A 21,405-nucleotide genomic window follows, 5' to 3' on the forward strand; every position below is an offset into this window, starting at 1 on the left:
TCATGAAGCGAAAACTGGTTTTGTATGTCATTTTGCTCCTGTTTGTCGCAGGGGGCGGGGGCATCGGTTACTACTACTGGTATCAAGGTGAACACTACGTTACGACGCAGGATGCCAGAGTCGCAGGGGATATTTATCGGGTTATGCCTAAAATGACAGGCAAGCTGACCGGACTCGCTGTAAAAGAAGGCGACGCGGTTGTAGCAGATCAAATTGTCGGACAGCAAGATACGAGCAACCTCGCGACTACTTCGCTGGAAAACAGCGTCCTGCGTTCTCCGATTACAGGAACCGTGATCAAAACGCAGGCGAAGGAAGGCGAAATTGTTTCCACAGGGCAATCCGTTGCGCTGGTGATTGACGAGAGCAAGCTGTACATCTCCGCAAACCTGGAAGAAACCGAGATCGAGCGGCTGAAGCTGGGCCAAAAGGTAGAATTTTCGCTGGATGCCTATCCGGGCAAAAAACTGACTGGTCATCTGATGGAGATCGGAAAAGCGACCAACTCCACGTTTTCCTTGATGCCAGCCGTCAACACAAGCGGGAACTTCACCAAAGTCACCCAGCGTATTCCGATTAAAATTGCCATTGATGACACAGCAGGTCTTCATTTGGCTGCCGGTTTGAACGCCGAGATCAAAGTGCAAGTGAAGGAGATGTAATCTGGCATGAAAAAAACAGCTCAATGGAAGTCCATCGCCGCTGTCTTGATGGCGATTTCGCTCATTACAGCAGGCTGTAGCGATACATCCTCCGCGTCTTCCGGAGGCGAAAGCATTCCGGTTGTGAAGACATGGAAGGTGACACCTTCCCAGACAGGAGTCATTGCGAACGGTAAAATCGCCGCTTCGGATGAAATTCAGGTCGTGTCCAAAGTGTCCGGCAAAGCGGCGAGCGTCAACGTAAAAGAAGGCTCTGTCGTCAAGCAAGGCGATGTATTGGTTACGCTGGAGGCGGCAGACTATCAGCAACAAATTAATCAGGCGCAGGCGGCTATTGCCGGAGCAAGCGCCAAGCTGCGCGATACAAAAGCAGGCGCACGCAACGAGCAGCTCACACAGTTGTCGAGCATCGTGACGCAAGCGCAAGCCGGCTTGAAGGTGGCAGAGAGCAACTACAATCGCATGAAAGCTTTGTTCGATGCAGGGGCGCTGTCACAGGCTGAACTGGAAAGAGTCTCGCTCGATCTGGAAAAGGCGAGAACAGGACTGGAGCAGGCGCAAGCGCAGTACGATCTGGCAAAAGCAGGTCCGACCGCTGACACGGTTGCCGCGCTTCAAGCAGAGGTAAGCCGTCTCAATTCCAGCTTGGAGCTGGCAAAAAGCAGCTATGACAACACGATCATTCGCGCGCCAATCAGCGGCATCGTCGCGAAGCGTTCCATCGATCCGGGCGAAATGGCTGGAGCAGGCACGCCATTGCTCGTCCTCGTCAACATGGCTGACGTGAAAGTAGAGGCAAGCGTACCGCAAGATCAGATCAACAGCGTCAAAGTTGGCTCTGAAGTTGACGTAAAAGTCGGCAGCCTGGGCGGAAAAGTGTTGAAAGGTACAGTAGAGTTCGTCTCCCCGGTTTCTGACCCTAACAGCAGCTCGTTCCCGATCAAGGTGAAGGTGAGCAATCAAGAAGGACTGCTGCGCGCCGGGATGGTAGCTGAAGTGGCCCTGCAAGGTCAGGCGACCCAAGGAATGAAAATACCGACGACAGCTGTTCTTGCCAAAGAAAACAAGCATTACATCTACACCGTGGACAACGACGTCGTTCACCAGGTGGAAGTTTCTGTAGACAACGCCAGCGGTGACTGGACAACTGTGACCCAAGGTGTGAAAGACAACGATCAGATTGTTTTGAACCCGACAGACAAACTGTCCGAGGGCACCAAGGTGATCGCAAACTAACGGGGGTGATGACATGGCGGAAGCGGTGGCACAGCGGGAGGAAAAGAGCGGCAACGGCAGCATGTGGCTGTCATTGATCGCGATTCTCTCGGGAACCTTCGTTGCGATTTTGAATAACAGTTTGATCAACGTTGCCCTGCCCACCATGGTCAGTATTTTTGGCTCCACGACAGAGACCATGCAATGGGTTTTGACAGGATACATGCTGGCAAACGCCGTCATGATTCCGATGAGCGGTTCGCTGTCAGCCAAATTCGGGGCAAAGAAAATATTCGTCCTGTCATTGTCTGCCTTTACGATCTCATCCGTCCTCTGTGCGCTCGCCTGGAGCGATTCTTCCCTGATTGCGTTTCGCGTCGTGCAAGGGGTGAGTGGCGGGATGATCATGCCGATCGGGATGTCGATGATCTACATGATCGTTCCCCGGGAAAAGATCGGGATGGCTCTGGGGATTTTCGGGATTGCTTCGATGACGGCGCCTGCATTGGGCCCGACTCTTGGCGGTTACCTCATTGAGTTTTTGAGCTGGCAGTTTCTGTTTTTGGTCGGTGTTCCTTTCGGGATTTTTGCGGTAATCATGAGTATGGTTTTGCTCAAGGAAACACCGAAAAAACCGGAGTTGAAGTTCGACTTTCTCGGCGCTTTTCTGGCGATTGTCGGCTTTGGTGCCCTTCTGCTCGCGTTCAGTAAAGGACAGGCGGAAGGATGGACGTCCTTTTTTATTGTCAGTCTGTTCTTCGTTGCCATCACGAGCCTTGCGCTGTTCGTCTGGGTGGAACTTGGAAAAGAACAGCCGCTGCTTGACTTGCGCTTGCTGAAAATTCCTGTCTTTTCCATCAGTATTCTGACGTCCGGTTTTGTCATGATGGGGATGATGGGCGGGATCTTCCTGATGCCGATCTTCCTGCAAAACATTCAGGGGATGACGGCCATGGAGTCAGGAATATTGCTGATGCCGCAGTCGATTGCGATGGCAGTCATGATGCCGATCAGCGGCAAGCTGATGGATAAATACGGCATCGGGCCAATCGGACTGGTCGGACTGACGATCATGACCATCACGACTTATGAGCTGCACAATCTCGCGGCAGACAGCATGCATTCCTGGATGGACATGATTTTGACCATCCGCGGTGTGGGTATCGGCCTGTGCATGATGACGCTGTCGACGGTCGGGATGAACGCGGTGCCGCGGACGAGTGTCGGGGATGCTTCTCCGCTCTCGAACGTGCTGCGCCAGGTCATGAGCTCGTTCGCGATTGCGATTTTGACCGTGATCATGCAGGCGCGGCAAACGTTCCACATGTCTTCCATTGCCGACAACCTGAACTCGGATATGGCTACGCAGTTTATCGGCGGAATCTCCGGCTTGTACGTTCAGGCAGGGGTAGATACGGCGAGCGCAACAGGCGGAGCGAGCACGATCCTGTACGGGATGATGGCAAAAGAAGCGCTGGTGCAAGGGATCGGAGACACGTTCCTCGTCTCTGTCATCCCGATTGCCTTGTCGATCCCACTCTTGTACTTTTTGCATAAAAAACCGAAGAAAGCTCCACAGGCGCCCGAGCAGCAAAAGGCGGCTGCCTAAGAAGAAAGGGTCACTCCTGCAAGCCTTGTGTCAGGCTGCGGGGGTGACCCTCTTTTCATCCAGTCAGGAAGTAACCTTCCACAACCAGTACACGATCCTTCCGACGATGTAGCCCAAAAGAATCGTCCAGCCGATCTTGGCCCAGACGTTCAGTCCTTTGACAAATTCACGCAAGCTTTTTCGGTGTTGGGGGTGCTTGTTCACCTTGGGACACTCCTTTAGCTGGTTGGTTATAGCGAATGAACAAATAAATACCTGCGATGATGACAAGGCCGCCTACCCATTGCGGCACCGTAACGATCTCTCCCAAAATAAAGTAAGCCAGGATGGCCGTCCCGATCGGTTCTCCCAAAATTCCCATCGAAATCGTGGTCGTACTCAGCCACTTGATCACCCAGTTGAAGATCGAGTGCCCAAGCAAAGTCGGGAACAGGGCGAGGCAGAAAAACCAACCCCAGTCTTGCGCGGGATAGCCGACCAGCGGATAGCCCAGTGCGAGATCGTACGCCACGAGAATCACGCTCGTGGCAGAGTAGACGACGAGTGTGTAGGAGAACGAAGACATGTGCTGGCGGACGTATTGGCCGACCAGCCAGTAGCCTGTAACGGTCACCGCTCCGAGCAAGGCGAGGGCATCGCCAAAAAGAGCCATCCCCCCGACTTGAAAATCACCCCAGCCGATGACGAAGCTGCCCACGATCGCGAGCAGTCCGCCAGAGAGCGCGAGCAGCCGCACGCGTTCCCCGAAGAAGAAGTAACCGCCGATAAAGGCGAACAAGGGCTGCAACGTTACGAGAACCGTAGAACTGGCTACAGATGTGTAGTTCAACGATTCGAACCACAACAGAAAGTGGCTGGCCAAAAATGCGCCAGACAATAGACAGAGTAGCCACACTTTTTTGCTCATTTTTCCGATCTCGGCGATGGCACCGCGATTCCAGAGCAAAAAAGGAAGCGTGAGTACGACAGAAAAAATCAGCCGATACGTGGCGATGATCGGTGCAGGTGCACTGGACAGTTTGACGAAAATCGCGGACGAAGAAATCGCAATCACCCCGATCAACAGCGCGAGATACGGGGGAAAAGGCGGCTTTTCCAATGAATGATTCATGAGTACACCTTCTTATATCTGCTAAAAGTCACGATGTTCTCTATTGTAACGTCCGCCTGAAAAATTCACAATGTTATGCTTACCCAGTTGCCTGAAAGGTTTTTTTTCAATCAGGCAATCCTACAAGCATGAGATATCTACCTTTCTTTTTCCGTGTTGCTGTCCTGCTGTTCCTGTTCGTCGTCGTCAGTTTTCCGGCCCGGACAGAAGCGATCCCGCTGACTCCCATCCACATTTTGATTGACGTCGGTCACGGAGGGATTGATTCCGGCACGTCGTATGGCGACCTTTACGAAAAGGACATCAATCTGCAAATCGCCAAGCGCTTGTACGAGCAACTGACCAAAGCGGGGTACAGCGTCGCGCTCAATCGGTACGAGGATATCGCGCTGAGCGACGACAACCGCTGGCTGGGGAATCGCTCCCGGCACATTCGCGACCTGGCCCAGCGCAAAAACTTGGCGAAAGAAATGGTGCCGCAAATGATGCTGAGCCTGCACGTCAACTGGTCAAAAGATGCGCGCCGCCGCGGCCCTGTCGTGCTCTACCAGAGCAACGAGCAGAGCTACATGCTGGCGGATCTTTTGCAAAGCTCCCTCAACCGTCTGGCGAACACCAATGACAAACCAGTCAAAGGCAAAACGTACTACGTACTTCGCCACCAATACTGTCCGTCCGTCATTGTGGAAATGGGGTTTATCAGCAACGCGTCTGACCGACATATGCTTACCCATCCCCAGTCACAAGAAAAAATCGCCCAGGCGATCAGCGATGCCGTGAGCGAGTACGTGACCTTGACGGGAAATTTGAAAATGGAGGCGTCCACAGAAGAAAGCTGGTGGCAAGAGCCATTGATTGAGCAAATCAATGGCCGGATTGTTGAATAAGCTTCGAGATAGTTACAAATTCGGCCTCCTTCTGAATCCGCGGGATGTACTGGCGCAGAACGGAGGCTGTTTTCTTGCCAGGAGGGCCGACATGCCCGATCGCGATGCAAACCGGGTGGTTATCGATCAGCTTGCATATTTTCTCCATTTGTTTGGTGATGTGCGGCACGGTGTACTGGTCGTCGAGAAAAATCCGGTTTTCTGCATGGGGAACCCCCATTTCAGCCGCGACCTTGCCTGCGACGCTCTTGTCGGTTGTTTTGCTGTCCAGGTAAACCAGACCGCGCTCTTTGATGACGCTCATCACGATGCGCATGATTCGCTCGTCCGCCGTCACTTTTGAGCCCATATGGTTGTTCATCCCGATCGCGTGCGGCACGTCATCAATCGCCTTTTCCACGCGCTTGCGGATTTCTTCATCGGACAAATCCGTGGTGAGCGCCCCGGGGCCGAGCCAGGAGCGTTTGCCTTTTACCGGCTCCATCGGCATATGGACGAATACGTCGTGCCCTTTTTGGTGGGCAAGCTCCGCGTCCTGCTTCGTACTGGGCATAAACGGCATGACCGCAACCGTCAGCGGTACGGGCATGTTCAGCATTTCTTCTGTTCCCGCCATGTTGTTGCCAAAATCATCGATGACAAAAGCAATCAGGTGCTTTGGCTGTTCGGGCGAAGGCGTATCATTTGCCGTTGTCGCCGTGGAAAAGGCAAAACACGAGAGCAGAAGCGCTACAATCAACGGGATTTTTTTGAGCAGTTGCATGCAATCGCCTTCCTTGTCATTTTTTTCATAGTCTGTTCAACCATGCCCGTGTTTACCCGCGACATCTGCGGCTTGGCTTATGCAATCGCCCTATGTTACGATAAAAGATAGTAGTTTCGCCACGAGAGGGGTCGGATTCCTTGAGTCATTTTGTGTTGATTGATGGAAACAGTGTTGCTAACCGGGCGTTTTACGCGCTCCCTTTGTTGTCCACGTCAGCTGGACTGCATACGAACGCAGTGCTCGGTTTTACCACCATGCTGCTGAAAGTGCTGGAAGAAATGAAGCCAACGCATATCATGGTTGCTTTTGACGCCGGAAAAGTTGTGTTTCGCCACAGCGAATACGCAGAGTACAAGGGTGGACGCAGCAAGACACCACCTGAGCTGTCCGAGCAGTTTCCGCTGATTCGCGAGCTTCTGGACGCCTTTTCCATCAAGCGATTTGAGCTGGAGGGCTACGAGGCCGACGACATTATCGGTACGCTGACCAAGCACGCGGACGAGCAGTCTTGGAAAACGACCGTCATTACCGGGGACAAAGACATGCTCCAGCTCGTGTCCGATCACATATCGGTCGCGCTGACTCGCAAAGGCGTCAGTGAAATCGAGCTGTACACCCCGCAGGAAATTCAGGAAAAATACGGCCTTGCGCCGCTGCAAATCATTGATCTGAAAGGCTTGATGGGCGATTCGTCCGACAACATTCCGGGCGTTCCCGGAGTCGGCGAGAAAACAGCCCTGAAGCTGTTGCACGAATACGGCTCTGTCGAGAAGGTGCTGGAAAACATCGATCGCATCTCCGGCAAAAAGCTGCAAGAAAACTTGCGCGAGAACGTGGACAAGGCCAACATGAGCAAGGCGTTGGCGACGATTTTGCGCGAAGCTCCGGTCGAATTGCAAGTCGAAGAGACAGCGTACGACGGCTATGACGGAGCGCTCGTCAGCGATTTCTTTAAAAAGATGGAATTTAAGTCGCTGCTCTCCAAAATCAAAGTGGCACAGCCCGGAGAAGGCAGCGAGCAAGCAGAGGCGAAGCCGTTCCACTTCGAAGTGGTCACGGAAGAAAATGCCGACAAGCACGCAGACAAGCTGACCTCGCCAATGGCGCTGTACATCGAAATGGATGGGGAGAACTACCACCATGCGCCGATTCTTGGCTTCGGTCTGGCGTCAGAAGAGAACGTCCTGTTCGTACCGTGGGACGTGGCACGCGAATGGAAGGCATTCTGTACGTGGCTGGCTGACCCGGCGCAGGAAAAGTGGGCGTTTGACGGCAAGCGCGACACGGTCGGCCTGGCCTGGCATGAGCTGGAGGCAAAAGGGATCGGCTTTGACGTGTACCTCGCGTCTTATTTGCTCAACGCTGCGGAGAGCAACCCTACACTTGACAGCATCGCTTCGCAATATGCCCACGTACGCGTACTGTCCGAAGAAGAGGTATATGGAAAAGGAGCCAAACGGCTTGTTCCGGAAATGGATGTGCTCAGTGAGCATGTAGCGCACAAAGCCGCCGCGATTTGGCAAAGCGTGCCCGTCCTGCGCGAGCAGCTGGTGGAAAATGAAATGGTGGAGCTGCTCCGCGATCTGGAAGCGCCGCTCAGCATGGTGTTGGCGCAAATGGAGAAGCAGGGCATCAAGGTCAACAGCGAGCGCCTGGCACAGATGGGGGAAGAGCTGGACAGAAAGCTGGCTGATTTGACCACCCAGATTTACGACCTGGCTGGCGGTTCGTTCAACATCAACTCGCCGAAGCAATTGGGTGAAATTTTGTTCGACAAGCTGTCTTTGCCTGTGATCAAAAAAACGAAAACAGGTCCGTCGACCAGCGCAGACGTGTTGGAGAAGCTGGCACCGTATCACCCGATTATCGACGCGATCCTAAACTTCCGCCAGCTCGGGAAGCTTCGCTCTACGTACATTGAAGGCTTGATTAAAGAAATTCATACGAAGACGAGCAAGGTGCACACGTTGTACAATCAGGCCACTACCGCCACAGGACGTTTGTCGAGTACGGAGCCGAACCTGCAAAACATCCCGATCCGCATGGAGGAAGGCCGCAAAATCCGCGAAGCGTTCATCCCGTCCGAGGAGGACTGGTACATGCTGGCGGCGGACTACTCGCAGATCGAGCTGCGGATTCTCGCCCATATTTCCGGCGACGCCAATCTGATCGACGCGTTCCAAAAAGGGATGGACATTCATACGCGGACAGCGATGGACGTGTTCGGAGTGAGCGAAGACGAAGTGACTTCGCTGATGCGCCGTCAGGCCAAAGCGGTCAACTTCGGCATCGTTTACGGGATCAGCGACTACGGATTGTCGCAAAACTTGAACATCACCCGCAAGGAAGCGGCCGATTTTATCGAGCGTTACTTCGCCGTTTTCTCCGGCGTGAAACATTGGATGGAAGAGATCGTTCAGCAGGCCAAGCAGGATGGCTATGTGACCACTCTGCTGCACCGCCGCCGTTATTTGCCGGACATTCGCAGCAGCAACTTCAATCTGCGTTCCTTTGCAGAGCGCACAGCGATGAACACGCCGATTCAAGGGACAGCGGCGGATGTCATCAAGCTGGCGATGATTCGCATGCAAGAGAGTCTGGTGGAAAAAGGGCTGTCCAGCCGCATGCTTTTGCAGGTGCACGATGAGCTTGTGTTTGAAGTGCCAAAAGACGAGCTTGAGATCATGCGCAAGCTCGTGCCGGAAGTCATGGAAGGGGCGCTTGCGCTCGATGTTCCGCTCAAAGTGGACGTGAGTGACGGACGCAGCTGGTACGAAGCGAAGTAAGCAGGCGTGTCGCCGTAAACAATAGAGTAAGCAAAGAGACAGCGAGAGGAGGAGGCACCATGCCGGAGTTGCCAGAGGTAGAAACCGTTGTGCGCACACTGCGCAGTTTGGTGCTGGGAAAAACGATTGAGCGGGTCAGTGTCCATCTGCCCCGAATCATTCGCCAGCCGGATGATATCGAACAATTCAAGGCCCAATTGGCGGGACAAACGATTCAGGACATCTCGCGCCGGGCCAAGTTCATTCAATTTTTCATGGATCAGGATGTGCTGATCTCCCATCTGCGGATGGAAGGAAGGTACGGATTGTACCAGTCGGAAGAGCCGATGGAAAAGCACACGCATGTCGTGTTCCATTTTACAGATCAGTCGGAGCTGCGTTATCGGGACGTGCGCCAGTTCGGGACGATGGATCTTTTTCCAAAAGGAATGGAAACAGCGACCGGACCGTTGGCAAAACTGGGAGTAGAGCCGCTTGAAGAGAGCTTTACTCCCGATGTTCTCGCCAAGCTTTTGGCAGGGCGGTCAACAAAAATCAAACCGCTCCTTCTGAACCAGGAATGTATTGTCGGGCTGGGGAATATTTATGTGGACGAGTCGCTGTTTAAGGCAGGAATCCACCCGGAGAAGCCGGCAGGAGAATTGACCCGCGAAGAGGTCGAACGACTGCACGAGAGCATCGTCGCTACTTTGTCCGAGGCTGTCGAGCAAGGAGGCAGCTCCATCAAGTCCTACGTGAACGGCCAGGGCGAGATGGGCATGTTCCAGCAATCGCTTACGGTGTATGGACGGAAAAACGAGGCTTGCGTCCGCTGCGGAGCCGAGATCGTCCGCTTTGTCGTGGGTGGCAGAGGAACCCATATTTGTCCGGTGTGCCAGAAGAAGTAACATTTTTGCCGAGGGAGGAGGATGGATATGATTTTAGGATTGACAGGCGGGATCGCCACTGGCAAAAGCACAGTCACAGGGATGCTCAGAGAACGCGGGATTCCCGTGATCGATGCGGATCAGATTGCCAGAGAAGTCGTAGAGCCGGGGAAACCAGCCTATGAAGCGATTGTGCGTCATTTTGGAAGAGACATTTTGCTGGAAGACGGTCAGATTGATCGAAAAGGACTGGGAGAAATCGTGTTCTCAGACGAATCCGAGCGACAAAAGCTGAATGCCATCGTCCATCCTGAGGTACGGAGAGTCATGCGGGAGGAAGCGGAAGCAGCAGAGGCCAACGGGGCTGACATCGTGTTTATGGACATCCCGCTGTTGTTCGAGAGCAAGCTGCAACACATGGTCGAGAAAATCGTCGTGGTCTACGCGCCAGGCGATATGCAGCTCGCCCGCATGATGGAACGGGACGAGTTGGAAGAAGAACAGGCGCAAAAACGGTTGCGAGCGCAATTTCCGATTGACCAGAAGAAGCTGGAAGCCGACTTTTTGATCGACAACTCCTTTTCACGCGAAGAGACAGAGCGACAAGTGGAAGCCCTTCTCGCCGAGATTCGGGCGGAGCTGCGATCATGAAATCAGGCAAACGCGCAGCATTCATCCTGCTCGTCTTGATGAGCGTTTTTTTGCTGCAAGGCACGCCTATGGTTTGGAAGTGGATGTACCCGATCAAGTATCAGCAGGAAATTTTGACAGCAGCGATCAAATACAATGTGGACCCTTATCTCGTGTTGGCCGTCATCCGTTCGGAGAGTGGCTTCAAGACGGATCGCGTCTCGAAAAAGGGCGCAGTTGGCTTGATGCAAATCATGCCCGACACCGCTGAATGGATCGTCACTCAGGCCAAATTTCAACCGAAAGACGAGCAATACTTGTACGATCCGGTCATGAACATCGAGATCGGAACATGGTATTTGAACTTTTTGCTCAATCGGTATGAGGGCGATCTGATCAAGGTCGTCGCCGCCTACAACGCCGGCCCGGGAAAAGTAAACGGCTGGCTGACGACCGAGCAGTGGAGCGGGCACCGCGAGACGATTGAAGACATTCCGTTCGGAGAGACGCGCCAGTACGTGCAGCGAGTCCTCTATTATCATGACCGTTACAAGCGCATATATGACTTCCAATTGAGGTAAAAGCCGCTTCTCGTGTATGAGGGCGGCTTTTGTTCGTGTTTAGGGCAGGCTAAGAAACAAAACGGACAAAAAATAGGAGGGGAAAATCGTCCAAATATTTATTTTTCAGTAAAACACATTGATAATTGTGTTATACTTATTATAATGAAAGTAACAGATGAGCGTAACTTAATCGCGAAAGGGGTTTCTATTTATGACAATCAAAATTGGTATTAATGGTTTCGGCCGTATCGGGCGCATGGTATTCCGCCGCGCTATTCAGGACCCCAACATTGAAATCGTAGCGATCAACGCTAGCTACCCAGCGGAGACGCTTGCACATTTGCTCAAATACGATACCATTCACGGACGCCTGCAAAATAAAGTAGAAGTACAAGACAACAAAATCATCGTAGATGGCAAAGCGACAGTTGTCCTGTCTGACCGCGACCCGCTGAAACTGCCTTGGGGCGAACTGGGCGTGGAAATCGTCGTAGAAGCGACAGGCAAATTCAAAGACCGCGAAGGCGCTGGCAAGCACCTGCAAAGCGGAGCGAAAAAAGTAGTCATTACCGCTCCTGCCAAGGAAGAAGACGCAACGATTGTAATGGGTGTAAACGATTCCATCTACGACCATGCGAATCACCATATCGTGTCCAACGCTTCCTGCACAACCAACTGCCTCGCTCCTGTGGCAAAAGTGCTGAATGATGCATTCGGCATCGAGCAAGGCTTGATGACAACCATTCACTCGATTACGAACGATCAGGTAAACATCGACAACCCACACAAAGACCTGCGCCGTGCCCGCGCTGCTGGCGAGTCCATCATCCCGACCACTACAGGTGCTGCCCGCGCGGTAGGCAAAGTGTTGCCTGAGCTGAACGGCAAGCTGAACGGCTTCGCGCTGCGTGTCCCAACTCCTAACGTGTCGGTTGTGGACCTGGTGATCAACACGAAAAAGCCTGTAACGGTCGAAGAAGTGAACCGCGTGCTGCGCGAAGCGAGCGAAGGCCATATGAAAGGCTACCTGGAATTTTGCGACGAGCCGCTCGTATCCAGCGACTTCAACGGAAACGACAACTCCTCGATCGTAGACGGTTTGTCCACGATGGTAATGGGAACTAACCAAGTAAAAGTGATCGCTTGGTACGACAACGAGTGGGGCTATTCCTGCCGCGTTGTTGACCTGGTTCGCCACGTATCTGAGATGCACAACCAAACAACTGTGAAAGAAGCGGCTACAGCTGGTGTAAACTAAGTTGCTGCTATGGAGAACCCTCTGTCCCGATTGAACGGGCAGAGGGTTTTTTCATGACATGAGAAGGGAAAAGAAAAAGCTTCGCCGCAAGTGGACGAAGCCGGATAGCAAGTCACGAGGATTCGGATTCAGACAATCCACTGATGTTAAACAACTGGTCATCTTCGAACCCGATGATAAACAGCCTGATGTTCTCCTTGAGGTTGAGATCGTAAGGAGCGATGACATCGTTGCCGCGGCCGTCTCTCAGGATACGCACCGTTGGCCGATGCGAATAGTCCGGGTCAACACGGCTGACTACCCCTGTCTCGCCTGTATTGAGAACGACGCTGCTTCCGATCGGGAAGATGGCGATATGCTTGATAAAGGCGTTCACGAGATGGTGCTCGAACAGGTGACCGCCCGAGCCGAGCAAGTATTCGACGGCATCTTGCGGCATGTATCGTTTACGCCAAGGACGAGGCGAAGTCAATGAATCGTAAATATCGCAGATGCCCACGATTTGGGCAAATTCGTGAATCTGCTTTCCGACCAGTCCTTGAGGATATCCGCTTCCGTTCAGCCGTTCGTGGTGCTGCAAGCAGACGTGTGCGGACATCAAAGAAATGTCATGCTGCTTGCGGAGCAGATTAAATCCGAGCGTGGTATGCTGCTTGGCAATCTCTTGTTCTTCCGCGTTCCAGCGCTCTTTTTTCTGCAACAACTCTTCAGGCAAGCTGACTTTGCCGATATCATGCAGCATGGCCCCAACGCCCAGGTTCATCAGTTGTGTCCGGTTGTAGCCGATCGACATGCCGACGGCTGTCGCGAGCACGGCCACGTTGACCGAGTGATGATACAAGGACGGAGAGTGAGAAGAGATTGTCGTCAGGTGGCCGACCATTTGCTTGTTTTGCATCAGGTCGTCCAGAATGGAGCTAAAAGCCCGTTGAAAATGCAACCCCATCTCTTTCAAGGAGATTTTACGGGCGAGCTTGTTTGAGTTGGTGATCTGCTTGATCGTCTTTTCGATGACTTCGACCGCGATTTGTCTAGTCTGGGGGCGAATGACTTCCTCCACCACGATGTCTTCTGTACGCGGATCATCGATGTACACAGAGTCCACACCAGATCGCTGGAGCCCAGAAATCAAGCGCTCTGTCAATTGCATACCGACGCCAAGCAGCACTTTGCCATCTTCCGTGAAAACGGTACGGCCGAGCTTCATTCCCGGCTGGACTTGTCTTAAAGAAACTAAACGCATTGCAATCCCTCCAACAGTACCCATATTGTACTCCAAACGACTTATCATATAAATAGGTACAAGGATTGACTTGACTTCTGACTGGAATATGAGGGACACTGTAGACATGTATTGTCAATATTGGAGTTGATTCTGATATGCGTTGTCCATTTTGTGAATACAACGGGACTAAAGTCCTGGATTCGCGTCCGTTTAATCATAATAAATCGATCCGTCGCCGCCGTGAGTGCGAATCGTGCGAGCGTCGCTTTACTACATTTGAAATGGTCGAGGAGACCCCGCTGTTGATTGTGAAAAAGGATGGCACCCGCGAAGAGTTCAGCCGTGAAAAGGTGCTGCGCGGATTGGTGCGCGCCTGCGAGAAGCGGCCCGTTCCTTTGGAAGTCCTGGAAAATGTGGTAAACGACATCGAAAAAGAATTGCGCAGTTGCGGCCAGGCCGAGATCCCGAGCAACGACGTCGGGGAAAAGGTCATGGAACGTTTGTACCACGTAGATGAAGTCGCTTACGTCCGTTTCGCGTCCGTTTACCGCCAATTCAAAGATATCAATGTATTCATGAAAGAGCTGGAGGAGCTTCTGACGCAGGCGAGGGGCAGCCAGCCATCATCCCCAAAAGAATCATAGAGAAAGGCGGACGCGTCCGCTCCTATAGATTTCTCCTCACGCTCTTGCGAAAAAACGCCAGGGCTTCTTTGCTTTCCAGTTATTTTTCTACGCACATTCGTTTGCCATGCTATAATAAAAGAATCGAATTTTGTCAGGAAGGAAAGATCGGATGCGCCGTTTAGTCTGGAACGAATTGTTGCCCAAGGATCGTTATTTGGTGCGGCTGGCAAGACCTCTCAGTTTTTCGGAAATGGGGTTTGTCACGCAGTTGTACTTGCCGATCATTGGCGTCGAATCGTACGCCCTCTACCAAATGCTTGTCCATAGCATGCAGGAAGCGAGCGGGGCCTCTGCGGAGGGAACCCACCGCAGTCTCATGCTTGCGTCTTCCTTGTCCCTGGATCGTTTGCTGGATGCGCGTGAACGTCTGGAGGCCATCGGACTTGTAGAAGTGCGCCGCCGCGAAAACCAGCAGCGCGATTATTACTACGAATACTTGATCAAACCTCCGCTTGCACCCGGAGAGTTTTTTGCCGATTACGTCCTCTCGCTAATGCTGCTCAACAAGATCGAAAACGTCCGCTTCTCCCAGCTGCGCCAGCAGTATGCGGATGGGCTGGGCAGCCAGTTGGCGGAAGAATATTCGCAGGTCGAAAACATAACGAAAGATTTTCATGAAGTGTTCCAATCGTTGAAACCGTCGGAGCTGGAAGTGAAAAAAGGTTCGGAGCGCGAGCGCTTTTTGAGCGAGATGGAGACGAGCTTCCCGCAGGCTGCGATGAAATCCGGCTTCGAGGCCCAGGTGAACCACTCGCTGAGCGTGTCGTCGCTGCGGCTTTATTTGCCGGACAATGCCGATCCTGCCAAGGTTCTGGATGGCAAAAGCATGGAGCTGTTGTTTTCCCTCTGCCATTTTTATCAGTTGGACAGTTGGGGAATGGGGCAGGAACTGCGGGACTGGACGTTGTACAATACGGATCGGAGTTTGGACGGGGATGTGCTGCGCAAACGGCTCATGCAGCGCTACACGGAAGACAAGCTGTACCGCAGCGATTCGGCGCCTGCATCGCTGGATGACGACTGGGGGCCAGGCAAGTTGCCCGAGCCGGGCAGCGAAGCGTTTGTGCGTGCATGCCGCTTGCTTTCCCCGCTTGCGCTGCTCGAAAAGGTCGTGGGCGGCCGCGTGAGCAAAGTGTACTTGGAACGGGCGGAGACGCTCGTTTTTGCAGACGGCATGTCCGCTGAAGTAGTGAACGCACTGCTTTTGCACACGCTCGCCAGCATGCAAATGGAGCTGCCAAAAGCGTACATGGAGACGATTCGCGACAGCTGGAAGGCCAAGCGGATCGCCACGGTCGATGAAGCGGTGAAGCAAATCGTGGAGCGCTCCGAGCAACGGGCGCAATCGGCCGAGAAAGCCAAGACAGCGAAAAAGGAAACGACGCCAGTCAGACGCAACGGCAGGGCGATTTTGCAAGACAAGCTGCCGGCTTCGGTGGAGTGGCAAATGTCGCAGGAAAAGGCAGCGCCAGACGTTGCCAAAGGACAGTCGATTCAAGATTTTCCGGACTTGCAGAAGAGACTGGAAACACTGCGAAAACGGAAGTAAGGAGCGTGAGGGAAAATGGAATCTATCAGTGAGTTCATGCAGGAGCTTGCCAGGCGAACACCGCGTCAGCTGCTGACACCCGATCAGCAATTGGATAAAATGTTTCGTTCGTCCGCCTATCTGAAAGCATTTCAAGCGGAGCACCCGGCATTGACCCGAGACGATTACCTGCGCTCGCTCTCCAGTATATATACAGCGGTCAAAGAACAGTATTGGTGCGAGCGTTGTCCAGGGCTGAAAGAGTGCCCGAATCTGGTCAAGGGCCACAGCACGCAGCTGGAAGTGGCCCACCAGAACATCGTCAGCTCCATCACTCCCTGTTCCAAGCAGCTTGCCCATGAGGAAGAAGTGCGCCGCCGCCGCCTCATGCGCAGCTACTACGTGTCAGAAGAGACATTGAACGCGAGCTTTGAAGGAATGGTCATCGACACAGACAATTTGGCCTCGGTGGAAGCGGCCGTGCAGTTTTGTGAAAAGATCGGCACGGGCGAGCGGGTAAAAGGTCTGTATTTTCACGGCCCGTTCGGCGTAGGAAAAAGCTACATCATGGGCGCGATCGGCCGCGAGCTTTCCGAGAAGAACGTGGCTTCCCTGCTCGTTTACGTTCCCGACTTTATCCGCGAAATGAAAGACTCGATCTCGGATCAATCGTATGCCGGAAAGCTCGAGTTGCTCAAAGAAGTGCCCGTGCTCATCTTGGACGATATTGGCGCGGAAAACTTGACGCCATGGGTGCGCGACGAGATTTTGGGAGTCATCCTGAACCAGCGGGCGAACAATCACCTGCCGACTTTGTTTACATCGAATTACTCGCTGGAGGAACTACAGGAGCATCTGTCTATCTCCAACGGCAACCGGATTGAACAGACGAAAGCGGCCCGGATCATGGAGCGGATTCGCCATTTTGTGGACGTCTACGAAATCCGCCGCCAGAACCACCGAGCGGGCAACTAATGAGAACAGGCTGGAAACCTCCCAATAGGAGAGAGCCAGCACTTCTCTGCCGCGATGGTACGGTCCAAACAGGACGTGCGAATGGACGGCGACGGGAGAGGCGTTGATTCCCAGCGATTCAGCCATCGTCATCGCCCGCGCCAAATGGTAGTCGTGGCTAATGATCAACACATGTCGAATAGAGTGCTTTTCCAAAACCTGCTGGCTATTCAGCAGGTTTTCGTATGTACTGGTAGATTCGTCTTCCATGAGAATCTGCCCGGACGGAACGCCGTGGGCGATCAAATACTCGCGACTGACCTCTGCTTCTGTTCGCGTCTTGCCTTCACCAAGCCCGCCAGTGACCAGCAAAGTGGAAACGTACCCATCTTCGTACAGCCGGACGGCTTCCTCCAGTCGTTCGCGCAGTCCGGGACTGGGGCCTTCCCCCCACACAGCAGCGCCGAGGACAATTCCGATATCGGCATGGCGAGGAATCGCCTGTGCGGCTGCTTGTTCAATCCGCCACCAATGATAGCCGACCCACACTCCGCCGATCAGAAAAAGGATAGCCAACGCGACCAAAACTCTTCGCGGAAAAAATATTTGCAGTCGTTTTGCTAGATTCTTCATTTTTTTGCTGCTCCCTTGTATCTCTCTTTTTCGCACAAATGCTAGTTCTTTCTCTTTCATTAGACGTGGAAACAGCTGTCTAGTTACACCCTTCGACACATGGCCGACATAAATCACTGGTAAATTATTTCTCGCAAATGCCGATATAGTAATGGTGGAATGGTTTCGAAAAACAGCAAATGTCATACTTGCGAGGAGGCTGGCAATGTTCTGGAAAAAAACAATGCTCTTGTTTCTGGCCGCCCTGCTTTTTGTGGGAACCGGGAGCGCAGGGGTCGGATTGGCTGCGGAAGTAATCAACCGCCTGGTGCTGACCAAAAACGAGGTAACGGTAGAGTTGGGTGACACGGTATCCGTAGGAGCCACAGCCCTTTACGAGAGCGGAAAAACAGAAGATGTTACGGTAAAGACGAATTGGCAAAGCCCTGACCAGGGCAAAGTGATTAACGTCTACTCAGGACAAATTACGGCCAAGGCTGTTGGAAACGCCGTAGTTACTGCGGAATATATGGGCCAGACAGCCATCGTCAATGTAACCGTCACGAAAAAAGTCAAGGCGCTGTCGTTGAATCAGCAGTCGGTCAACACTCGCATCGGGGAAGAGAAAACGGTTGAATTGACTGCGTATTACAGCGAAGGCGAACCGGAAAAAGTAACAGAAAAAGCAGACTGGTCGATCGACAAGCCGGCCGTCGCCACCGTGATCAACGGCAAGATCAGAGGGCTTAGCTCCGGTACGGCAACGATTACTGCCAAGTTCGGCAGTCAGTCTACAAGCATGCAGGTAAGCGTCGAGATTGCGCATCGACTCGACCCGGACAAAACCCAACTGTCGCTGCTTTTGGGAGAATCGCAAAACATCGTGCTGACCGCGATTTATCCGGATGGCTCCGAAGATAAGGATGTCGCTGCAAAAGCAGAATGGTCTTCTGACAACGCTGCAGTAGCAGACGCCATCAAAGGAAAAATTACCGCCTACAGCGCGGGTACTGCCACCATTACCGCCACATACGGGACAAAAACAGCTACGATCAAGGTGGATGTGGACAATACGCAACGACTGGTCGTTTCGCCACAAAACGTCTTTTTGAAAGTTGGCGCAGAGCAGACGGTCAAGCTGGAAGCTACCTATGCCAACTCCACCACTCCTGTCGACGTGAAGGACAAGGCAGAATGGTCCTCGGACAAGGAAAACGTCGCTTACTACAGCAACGGGAAAATTCATGCTGTAGCTTCAGGCGAAGCCGTCATTACGGCGAAATACAGCAACAAAACGGTGCAAATTCTCGTTGATGTAGAAGTGCCGCGCTCGCTGGATATCATTCCGTCCTACCTGACGATGCAAAGCGGCAAAAGCGTGGAAGTAGGAACGGCACCAAATGGCAACAACGTAGTGGTAAAAGCTTATTTTGCAGATGGACAAAGTGAGTATATTACGGACAAGCTGGAATGGTCCTCGGATCAACCGGACATCGTGTTTGCCAGCGGGAAAACCATTACGGCTTACAAAGCGGGCTCCGCGACATTGACGGCGAAATACGGCGGCAAGACAGCGAACTTCGTGGTGGACGTGGATGTACCGCAAAGCTTGACGGCGAATCCTTCCAAAGTGGCAATTCAGGTAGGCGACGTCAAGCAGATCACAGTAACGGCTGCCTTCCCGAACGCAAGCAGTGAAGATGTGACACAAAAAGTCACCTGGACATCCAGCGCGCCAGCAGTTGCAACCGTGCGCCAAGGTCTGGTCACAGGTGTAGCGACGGGTGCCGCAACGATCACAGCGACGTTTGGCACACGCTCGATCACCATTCCGGTATCGGTCGGTGTCCTGCAATCTTTGACGGTAGACAAAAAGTCAGTGGTCTTAAGCAAAGGCGACAGCCAGGAAGTCAAGCTGACCGCCACTTATGCGGATGGAACAGTCAAAAACAACATCAATGAGCAAGCGACTTGGACGTCCACTTCTGCGGCAGTAGCCGAAGTGAACGCAGGCAAAATTACAGCAATCGGCTCCGGGAAAGCGACGATTACAGGTTCTTTTGAAGGCAAGAGCGTGACCGTGACGGTCGAGGTAGACCAGGCACAGACCTTGACTATCAATCCGCGAATCTTGATCATCAACGTCAATGACACGGCCTCAATCGAATTGAAAGCGACAGACGCTTCCGGCGCTACTATCGACGTATCCAAAACCGCAGATTGGGCCTCGACCAACCTGAAGGTAGCGGATGTGGAAAACGGCAAAGTGCGTGGGCTTGCCAACGGTCGCGCGACAATCACTTTCAAATACGGAAGCAAGTCTGTATCGCTTCCGGTAGAAGTAGGCATTGTGACCAAGCTGGAGGCGGACAAGCGCTTTGTCAGCCTGAAATCAAACGGTGGCGGGGTACAAATCACCCTGACCGCAACCATGTCAGACGGCCGCACGATGGACGTCACGAACATGGCAGACTGGAAGGTCAGCAACTATAAAATTGCCGACGTATCCAAAGGCTTGGTCAAAGGTCTGGCTTTCGGCAAAGCGACAATCAGCGCCAAATACAGCGACAAGAGCGTGAGCGTCCCGGTCGATGTGGACACGCTGAAATATTTGAAAACTGACGTCGTTCAAGTCGTCATGAGCAAAGGCGAGTCGAAGCAAGTCAGCGCGATCGCTACTTACATGGACGGCACCGAAGCGAACGTCACGAAGCCAGCCCTGTGGACCACCTCTCGCCTGCTCGTAGCAGACGTGAAGGACGGGATCATCAAGGCGACTGGCTCCGGCAAAGCTACCATTTACGTCAGCTACGGCGGCAAGAAAACGCCAATCGTCGTAACCGTACGCTAGATCTGATCTATAGAAGCATTAGCTCCAGGGGGTGTCTCATCAGCCGAGTATTCGGCAGGAGACCCTCTTTTTTTAGGGAAAAGAGAAAAGGGAGGGCCACACATGCCCAAGATCAAGGACTTAGGGAATTTTGAGGTGTTGCCAGAAATCGCAGCGCACATTTACGAAGGAAATGTCGACGCTTTGCAGGCAGCTTTGGCAGCCGGCTGGGATCTGGAAAAAGAAATCGTCTTGAGCCAATACACGACAGTCAGCCCGATGGAGTTGGCGTTAATGGCGGAGAAGCTGGAAGTAGTCAAGCTTCTCGTCGAACACGGCGCCAACCTCAATGCGAAAGAGAAGCCTGCTTTTTTGCTGGCTGTCCGCTATTGCAAAGAAAACATCGTTCGCTATATCGCAGAGCAAGGCGCCCGCATGGATATGCTGAACCGGGTCAAGTCCGGCGCATATGAGCAAGCCTACTACGGCCAAAAAAGCAATATCCCGCTGATCCACGAGCTCGGTCTGGACATCAGACAGCACGCGGGAGAGGTGCTGCGCAAGGCCGCAGCGGACAACGACCGCAAAACAATCGATTACTTGCTGGAGCATGGCGTAGACATCAACTACAATCAGCCAGACATGGTCTATCCGTACAAGGCAACACCGCTGACCGTCGCAACCCGCATGGGCAACGTCGGCATGGTCAAATACTTGGTCGAGCGCGGCGCAGACGTCACCTTCGCGGAAAAAGGCGGCGAGCGCCCCTATACGATTGCCGTCAGCAACAAGCAGGAGGAACTGGCCGCCTATTTAAAATCGTTGGAGCCCGCCGAGCTGCATGATCTGGAGAACAGAAAATACGAACTGCAAAAGCACAAGCTGTCCGCCGAGCTAATCGCCTTCCTCACCGGAGACAACTTGCACGTGAAGCTTGCAGACAATGATTTCGAGATAAAGCACATCGATTTTTTGTCCCTGACAGATACAGTCGAAATGAAAATCGGCCGCAAAAAGCTGCTGCGCATCTCCGCCTGCGTCGACAACTACTCCGGTCTGGTTTTGGTATGGAATCCACAGAAAAAAGGCATGATCGGCTGCTACGACGAGGAGCACCAGGAATATGCCGACCTGGCCAGCTTTGCAGAATTTATGAAGCGGCCGGAGGTTTATTTGATGAAGTTTATGGAGGGGGAGTTGGGAGAGTAGGGCGTGGG

The 21,405-nt window shown here is 53.0% G+C and carries 18 protein-coding genes and 1 pseudogene; 14 read left to right on the forward strand and 5 right to left on the reverse strand.

From position 1 onward, the window contains the following. The first annotated feature begins 2 nt into the window (after positions 1 to 2). Genes M2298_RS01065 through M2298_RS01075 form a run of 3 tightly spaced genes read left to right on the forward strand, consistent with a single transcriptional unit; the run spans position 3 to position 3,486 of the window. Positions 3 to 662, forward strand: coding sequence for an efflux RND transporter periplasmic adaptor subunit (locus M2298_RS01065; RefSeq protein ID WP_122962922.1), 660 nt, complete (start codon positions 3 to 5; stop codon positions 660 to 662). Between the two features lie 6 nt (positions 663 to 668). Further along, positions 669 to 1,898 (forward strand): efflux RND transporter periplasmic adaptor subunit, encoded by a 1,230-nt coding sequence (locus M2298_RS01070; RefSeq protein WP_122962923.1) that lies wholly within the window; start codon positions 669 to 671, stop codon positions 1,896 to 1,898. Positions 1,899 to 1,911: 13 nt separating this feature from the next. Then, on the forward strand, positions 1,912 to 3,486 hold the full coding sequence (locus tag M2298_RS01075) for a DHA2 family efflux MFS transporter permease subunit (RefSeq protein WP_122962924.1): 1,575 nt from the start codon (positions 1,912 to 1,914) through the stop codon (positions 3,484 to 3,486). Positions 3,487 to 3,549: 63 nt separating this feature from the next. Here M2298_RS01075 and M2298_RS01080 read toward each other — a convergent pair whose 3' ends face one another. Together M2298_RS01080 and M2298_RS01085 are read right to left on the reverse strand one after the other, a co-directional pair. Further along, entirely contained in the window at positions 3,550 to 3,690 is a 141-nt protein-coding gene (locus M2298_RS01080; protein WP_167470232.1) for a hypothetical protein, read from the reverse strand. Then, positions 3,653 to 4,597, reverse strand: coding sequence for a DMT family transporter (locus M2298_RS01085; RefSeq protein ID WP_122962925.1), 945 nt, complete (start codon positions 4,595 to 4,597; stop codon positions 3,653 to 3,655). The genes M2298_RS01080 and M2298_RS01085 overlap by 38 nt, the downstream gene beginning before the upstream one ends. Before the next feature lie 128 nt (positions 4,598 to 4,725). Here M2298_RS01085 and M2298_RS01090 point away from each other — a divergent pair, with 128 nt between their 5' ends. Then, the gene (locus M2298_RS01090; RefSeq protein ID WP_122962926.1) at positions 4,726 to 5,484 is read left to right on the forward strand and encodes an N-acetylmuramoyl-L-alanine amidase family protein; all 759 of its coding nucleotides are present in this window, start codon (positions 4,726 to 4,728) and stop codon (positions 5,482 to 5,484) included. Here M2298_RS01090 and M2298_RS01095 read toward each other — a convergent pair. Then, on the reverse strand, positions 5,462 to 6,247 hold the full coding sequence (locus M2298_RS01095) for a divergent polysaccharide deacetylase family protein (RefSeq protein ID WP_280648106.1): 786 nt from the start codon (positions 6,245 to 6,247) through the stop codon (positions 5,462 to 5,464). The genes M2298_RS01090 and M2298_RS01095 overlap by 23 nt on opposite strands. A 140-nt stretch (positions 6,248 to 6,387) precedes the next feature. Between M2298_RS01095 and polA the strand changes: the two genes are divergently transcribed. The 5 genes from polA (at position 6,388) to M2298_RS01120 (ending at position 12,353) form a co-directional block, all read left to right on the forward strand. Then, positions 6,388 to 9,036 (forward strand): DNA polymerase I, encoded by a 2,649-nt coding sequence (gene polA / locus M2298_RS01100; protein WP_280648107.1) that lies wholly within the window; start codon positions 6,388 to 6,390, stop codon positions 9,034 to 9,036. 59 nt (positions 9,037 to 9,095) lie between these two features. After that, positions 9,096 to 9,923 (forward strand): DNA-formamidopyrimidine glycosylase, encoded by an 828-nt coding sequence (mutM, locus tag M2298_RS01105; protein WP_173596101.1) that lies wholly within the window; start codon positions 9,096 to 9,098, stop codon positions 9,921 to 9,923. A 21-nt stretch (positions 9,924 to 9,944) separates the two neighbouring features. Next, positions 9,945 to 10,553 carry a dephospho-CoA kinase gene (gene coaE, locus M2298_RS01110; protein WP_122962930.1) on the forward strand — a complete coding sequence of 203 codons (609 nt, stop codon included), beginning with the start codon at positions 9,945 to 9,947 and terminating at the stop codon, positions 10,551 to 10,553. Further along, positions 10,550 to 11,113: a lytic transglycosylase domain-containing protein gene (locus M2298_RS01115; protein WP_122962931.1), complete on the forward strand. Its 564-nt coding sequence runs from the start codon at positions 10,550 to 10,552 to the stop codon at positions 11,111 to 11,113. Before coaE ends, M2298_RS01115 begins: the two co-directional genes overlap by 4 nt. A gap of 193 nt (positions 11,114 to 11,306) precedes the next feature. After that, positions 11,307 to 12,353 carry a glyceraldehyde-3-phosphate dehydrogenase gene (locus M2298_RS01120; RefSeq protein WP_242772336.1) on the forward strand — a complete coding sequence of 349 codons (1,047 nt, stop codon included), beginning with the start codon at positions 11,307 to 11,309 and terminating at the stop codon, positions 12,351 to 12,353. A gap of 112 nt (positions 12,354 to 12,465) precedes the next feature. On the opposite strand, the gene M2298_RS01125 is transcribed toward M2298_RS01120, so the two are convergent. Beyond that, complete coding sequence (locus M2298_RS01125; RefSeq protein ID WP_122962933.1) at positions 12,466 to 13,596, reverse strand: HD-GYP domain-containing protein; 1,131 nt, start codon at positions 13,594 to 13,596, stop codon at positions 12,466 to 12,468. Positions 13,597 to 13,733: 137 nt separating this feature from the next. Between M2298_RS01125 and nrdR the strand changes: the two genes are divergently transcribed. The 3 genes from nrdR (at position 13,734) to dnaI (ending at position 16,767) form a co-directional block, all read left to right on the forward strand. Beyond that, positions 13,734 to 14,222 (forward strand): transcriptional regulator NrdR, encoded by a 489-nt coding sequence (gene nrdR / locus M2298_RS01130; RefSeq protein ID WP_122962934.1) that lies wholly within the window; start codon positions 13,734 to 13,736, stop codon positions 14,220 to 14,222. A 151-nt stretch (positions 14,223 to 14,373) separates the two neighbouring features. Continuing rightward, positions 14,374 to 15,813, forward strand: coding sequence for a replication initiation and membrane attachment family protein (locus M2298_RS01135; protein WP_122962935.1), 1,440 nt, complete (start codon positions 14,374 to 14,376; stop codon positions 15,811 to 15,813). 15 nt (positions 15,814 to 15,828) lie between these two features. Continuing rightward, complete coding sequence (gene dnaI / locus M2298_RS01140) at positions 15,829 to 16,767, forward strand: primosomal protein DnaI (protein WP_280648108.1); 939 nt, start codon at positions 15,829 to 15,831, stop codon at positions 16,765 to 16,767. Positions 16,768 to 16,839: 72 nt separating this feature from the next. On the opposite strand, the pseudogene M2298_RS01145 reads toward dnaI, so the two are convergent. Continuing rightward, positions 16,840 to 17,565: pseudogene (locus tag M2298_RS01145) on the reverse strand (YdcF family protein); the annotation flags it as partial. A gap of 19 nt (positions 17,566 to 17,584) precedes the next feature. Between M2298_RS01145 and M2298_RS01150 the strand changes: the two are divergent. Continuing rightward, positions 17,585 to 20,209 carry an Ig-like domain-containing protein gene (locus M2298_RS01150; RefSeq protein WP_280648109.1) on the forward strand — a complete coding sequence of 875 codons (2,625 nt, stop codon included), beginning with the start codon at positions 17,585 to 17,587 and terminating at the stop codon, positions 20,207 to 20,209. A 102-nt stretch (positions 20,210 to 20,311) separates the two neighbouring features. After that, a complete protein-coding gene (locus M2298_RS01155; RefSeq protein WP_280648110.1) occupies positions 20,312 to 21,397 on the forward strand; it encodes an ankyrin repeat domain-containing protein in 1,086 nt (361 codons plus the stop codon). Positions 21,398 to 21,405: the final 8 nt, after the last annotated feature.

It is taken from the genome of Brevibacillus sp. 1238 (assembly GCF_029892995.1).
Taxonomy (GTDB): Bacteria; Bacillota; Bacilli; order Brevibacillales; family Brevibacillaceae; genus Brevibacillus; species Brevibacillus parabrevis.

Bases quoted from the DNA above. Each gene is read 5' to 3' on its own strand.
- M2298_RS01150 (WP_280648109.1), top strand. From the start codon at position 17,585: ATGTTCTGGAAAAAAACAATGCTCTTGTTTCTGGCCGCCCTGCTTTTT.
- M2298_RS01115 (WP_122962931.1), top strand. From the start codon at position 10,550: ATGAAATCAGGCAAACGCGCAGCATTCATCCTGCTCGTCTTGATGAGC.
- M2298_RS01135 (WP_122962935.1), top strand. From the start codon at position 14,374: ATGCGCCGTTTAGTCTGGAACGAATTGTTGCCCAAGGATCGTTATTTG.
- M2298_RS01155 (WP_280648110.1), top strand. From the start codon at position 20,312: ATGCCCAAGATCAAGGACTTAGGGAATTTTGAGGTGTTGCCAGAAATC.
- coaE (WP_122962930.1), top strand. From the start codon at position 9,945: ATGGATATGATTTTAGGATTGACAGGCGGGATCGCCACTGGCAAAAGC.
- M2298_RS01090 (WP_122962926.1), top strand. From the start codon at position 4,726: ATGAGATATCTACCTTTCTTTTTCCGTGTTGCTGTCCTGCTGTTCCTG.
- M2298_RS01085 (WP_122962925.1), bottom strand. From the start codon at position 4,597: ATGAATCATTCATTGGAAAAGCCGCCTTTTCCCCCGTATCTCGCGCTG.
- M2298_RS01095 (WP_280648106.1), bottom strand. From the start codon at position 6,247: ATGCAACTGCTCAAAAAAATCCCGTTGATTGTAGCGCTTCTGCTCTCG.
- M2298_RS01070 (WP_122962923.1), top strand. From the start codon at position 669: ATGAAAAAAACAGCTCAATGGAAGTCCATCGCCGCTGTCTTGATGGCG.
- dnaI (WP_280648108.1), top strand. From the start codon at position 15,829: ATGGAATCTATCAGTGAGTTCATGCAGGAGCTTGCCAGGCGAACACCG.
- nrdR (WP_122962934.1), top strand. From the start codon at position 13,734: ATGCGTTGTCCATTTTGTGAATACAACGGGACTAAAGTCCTGGATTCG.
- M2298_RS01065 (WP_122962922.1), top strand. From the start codon at position 3: ATGAAGCGAAAACTGGTTTTGTATGTCATTTTGCTCCTGTTTGTCGCA.
- M2298_RS01075 (WP_122962924.1), top strand. From the start codon at position 1,912: ATGGCGGAAGCGGTGGCACAGCGGGAGGAAAAGAGCGGCAACGGCAGC.
- mutM (WP_173596101.1), top strand. From the start codon at position 9,096: ATGCCGGAGTTGCCAGAGGTAGAAACCGTTGTGCGCACACTGCGCAGT.
- M2298_RS01125 (WP_122962933.1), bottom strand. From the start codon at position 13,596: ATGCGTTTAGTTTCTTTAAGACAAGTCCAGCCGGGAATGAAGCTCGGC.
- M2298_RS01120 (WP_242772336.1), top strand. From the start codon at position 11,307: ATGACAATCAAAATTGGTATTAATGGTTTCGGCCGTATCGGGCGCATG.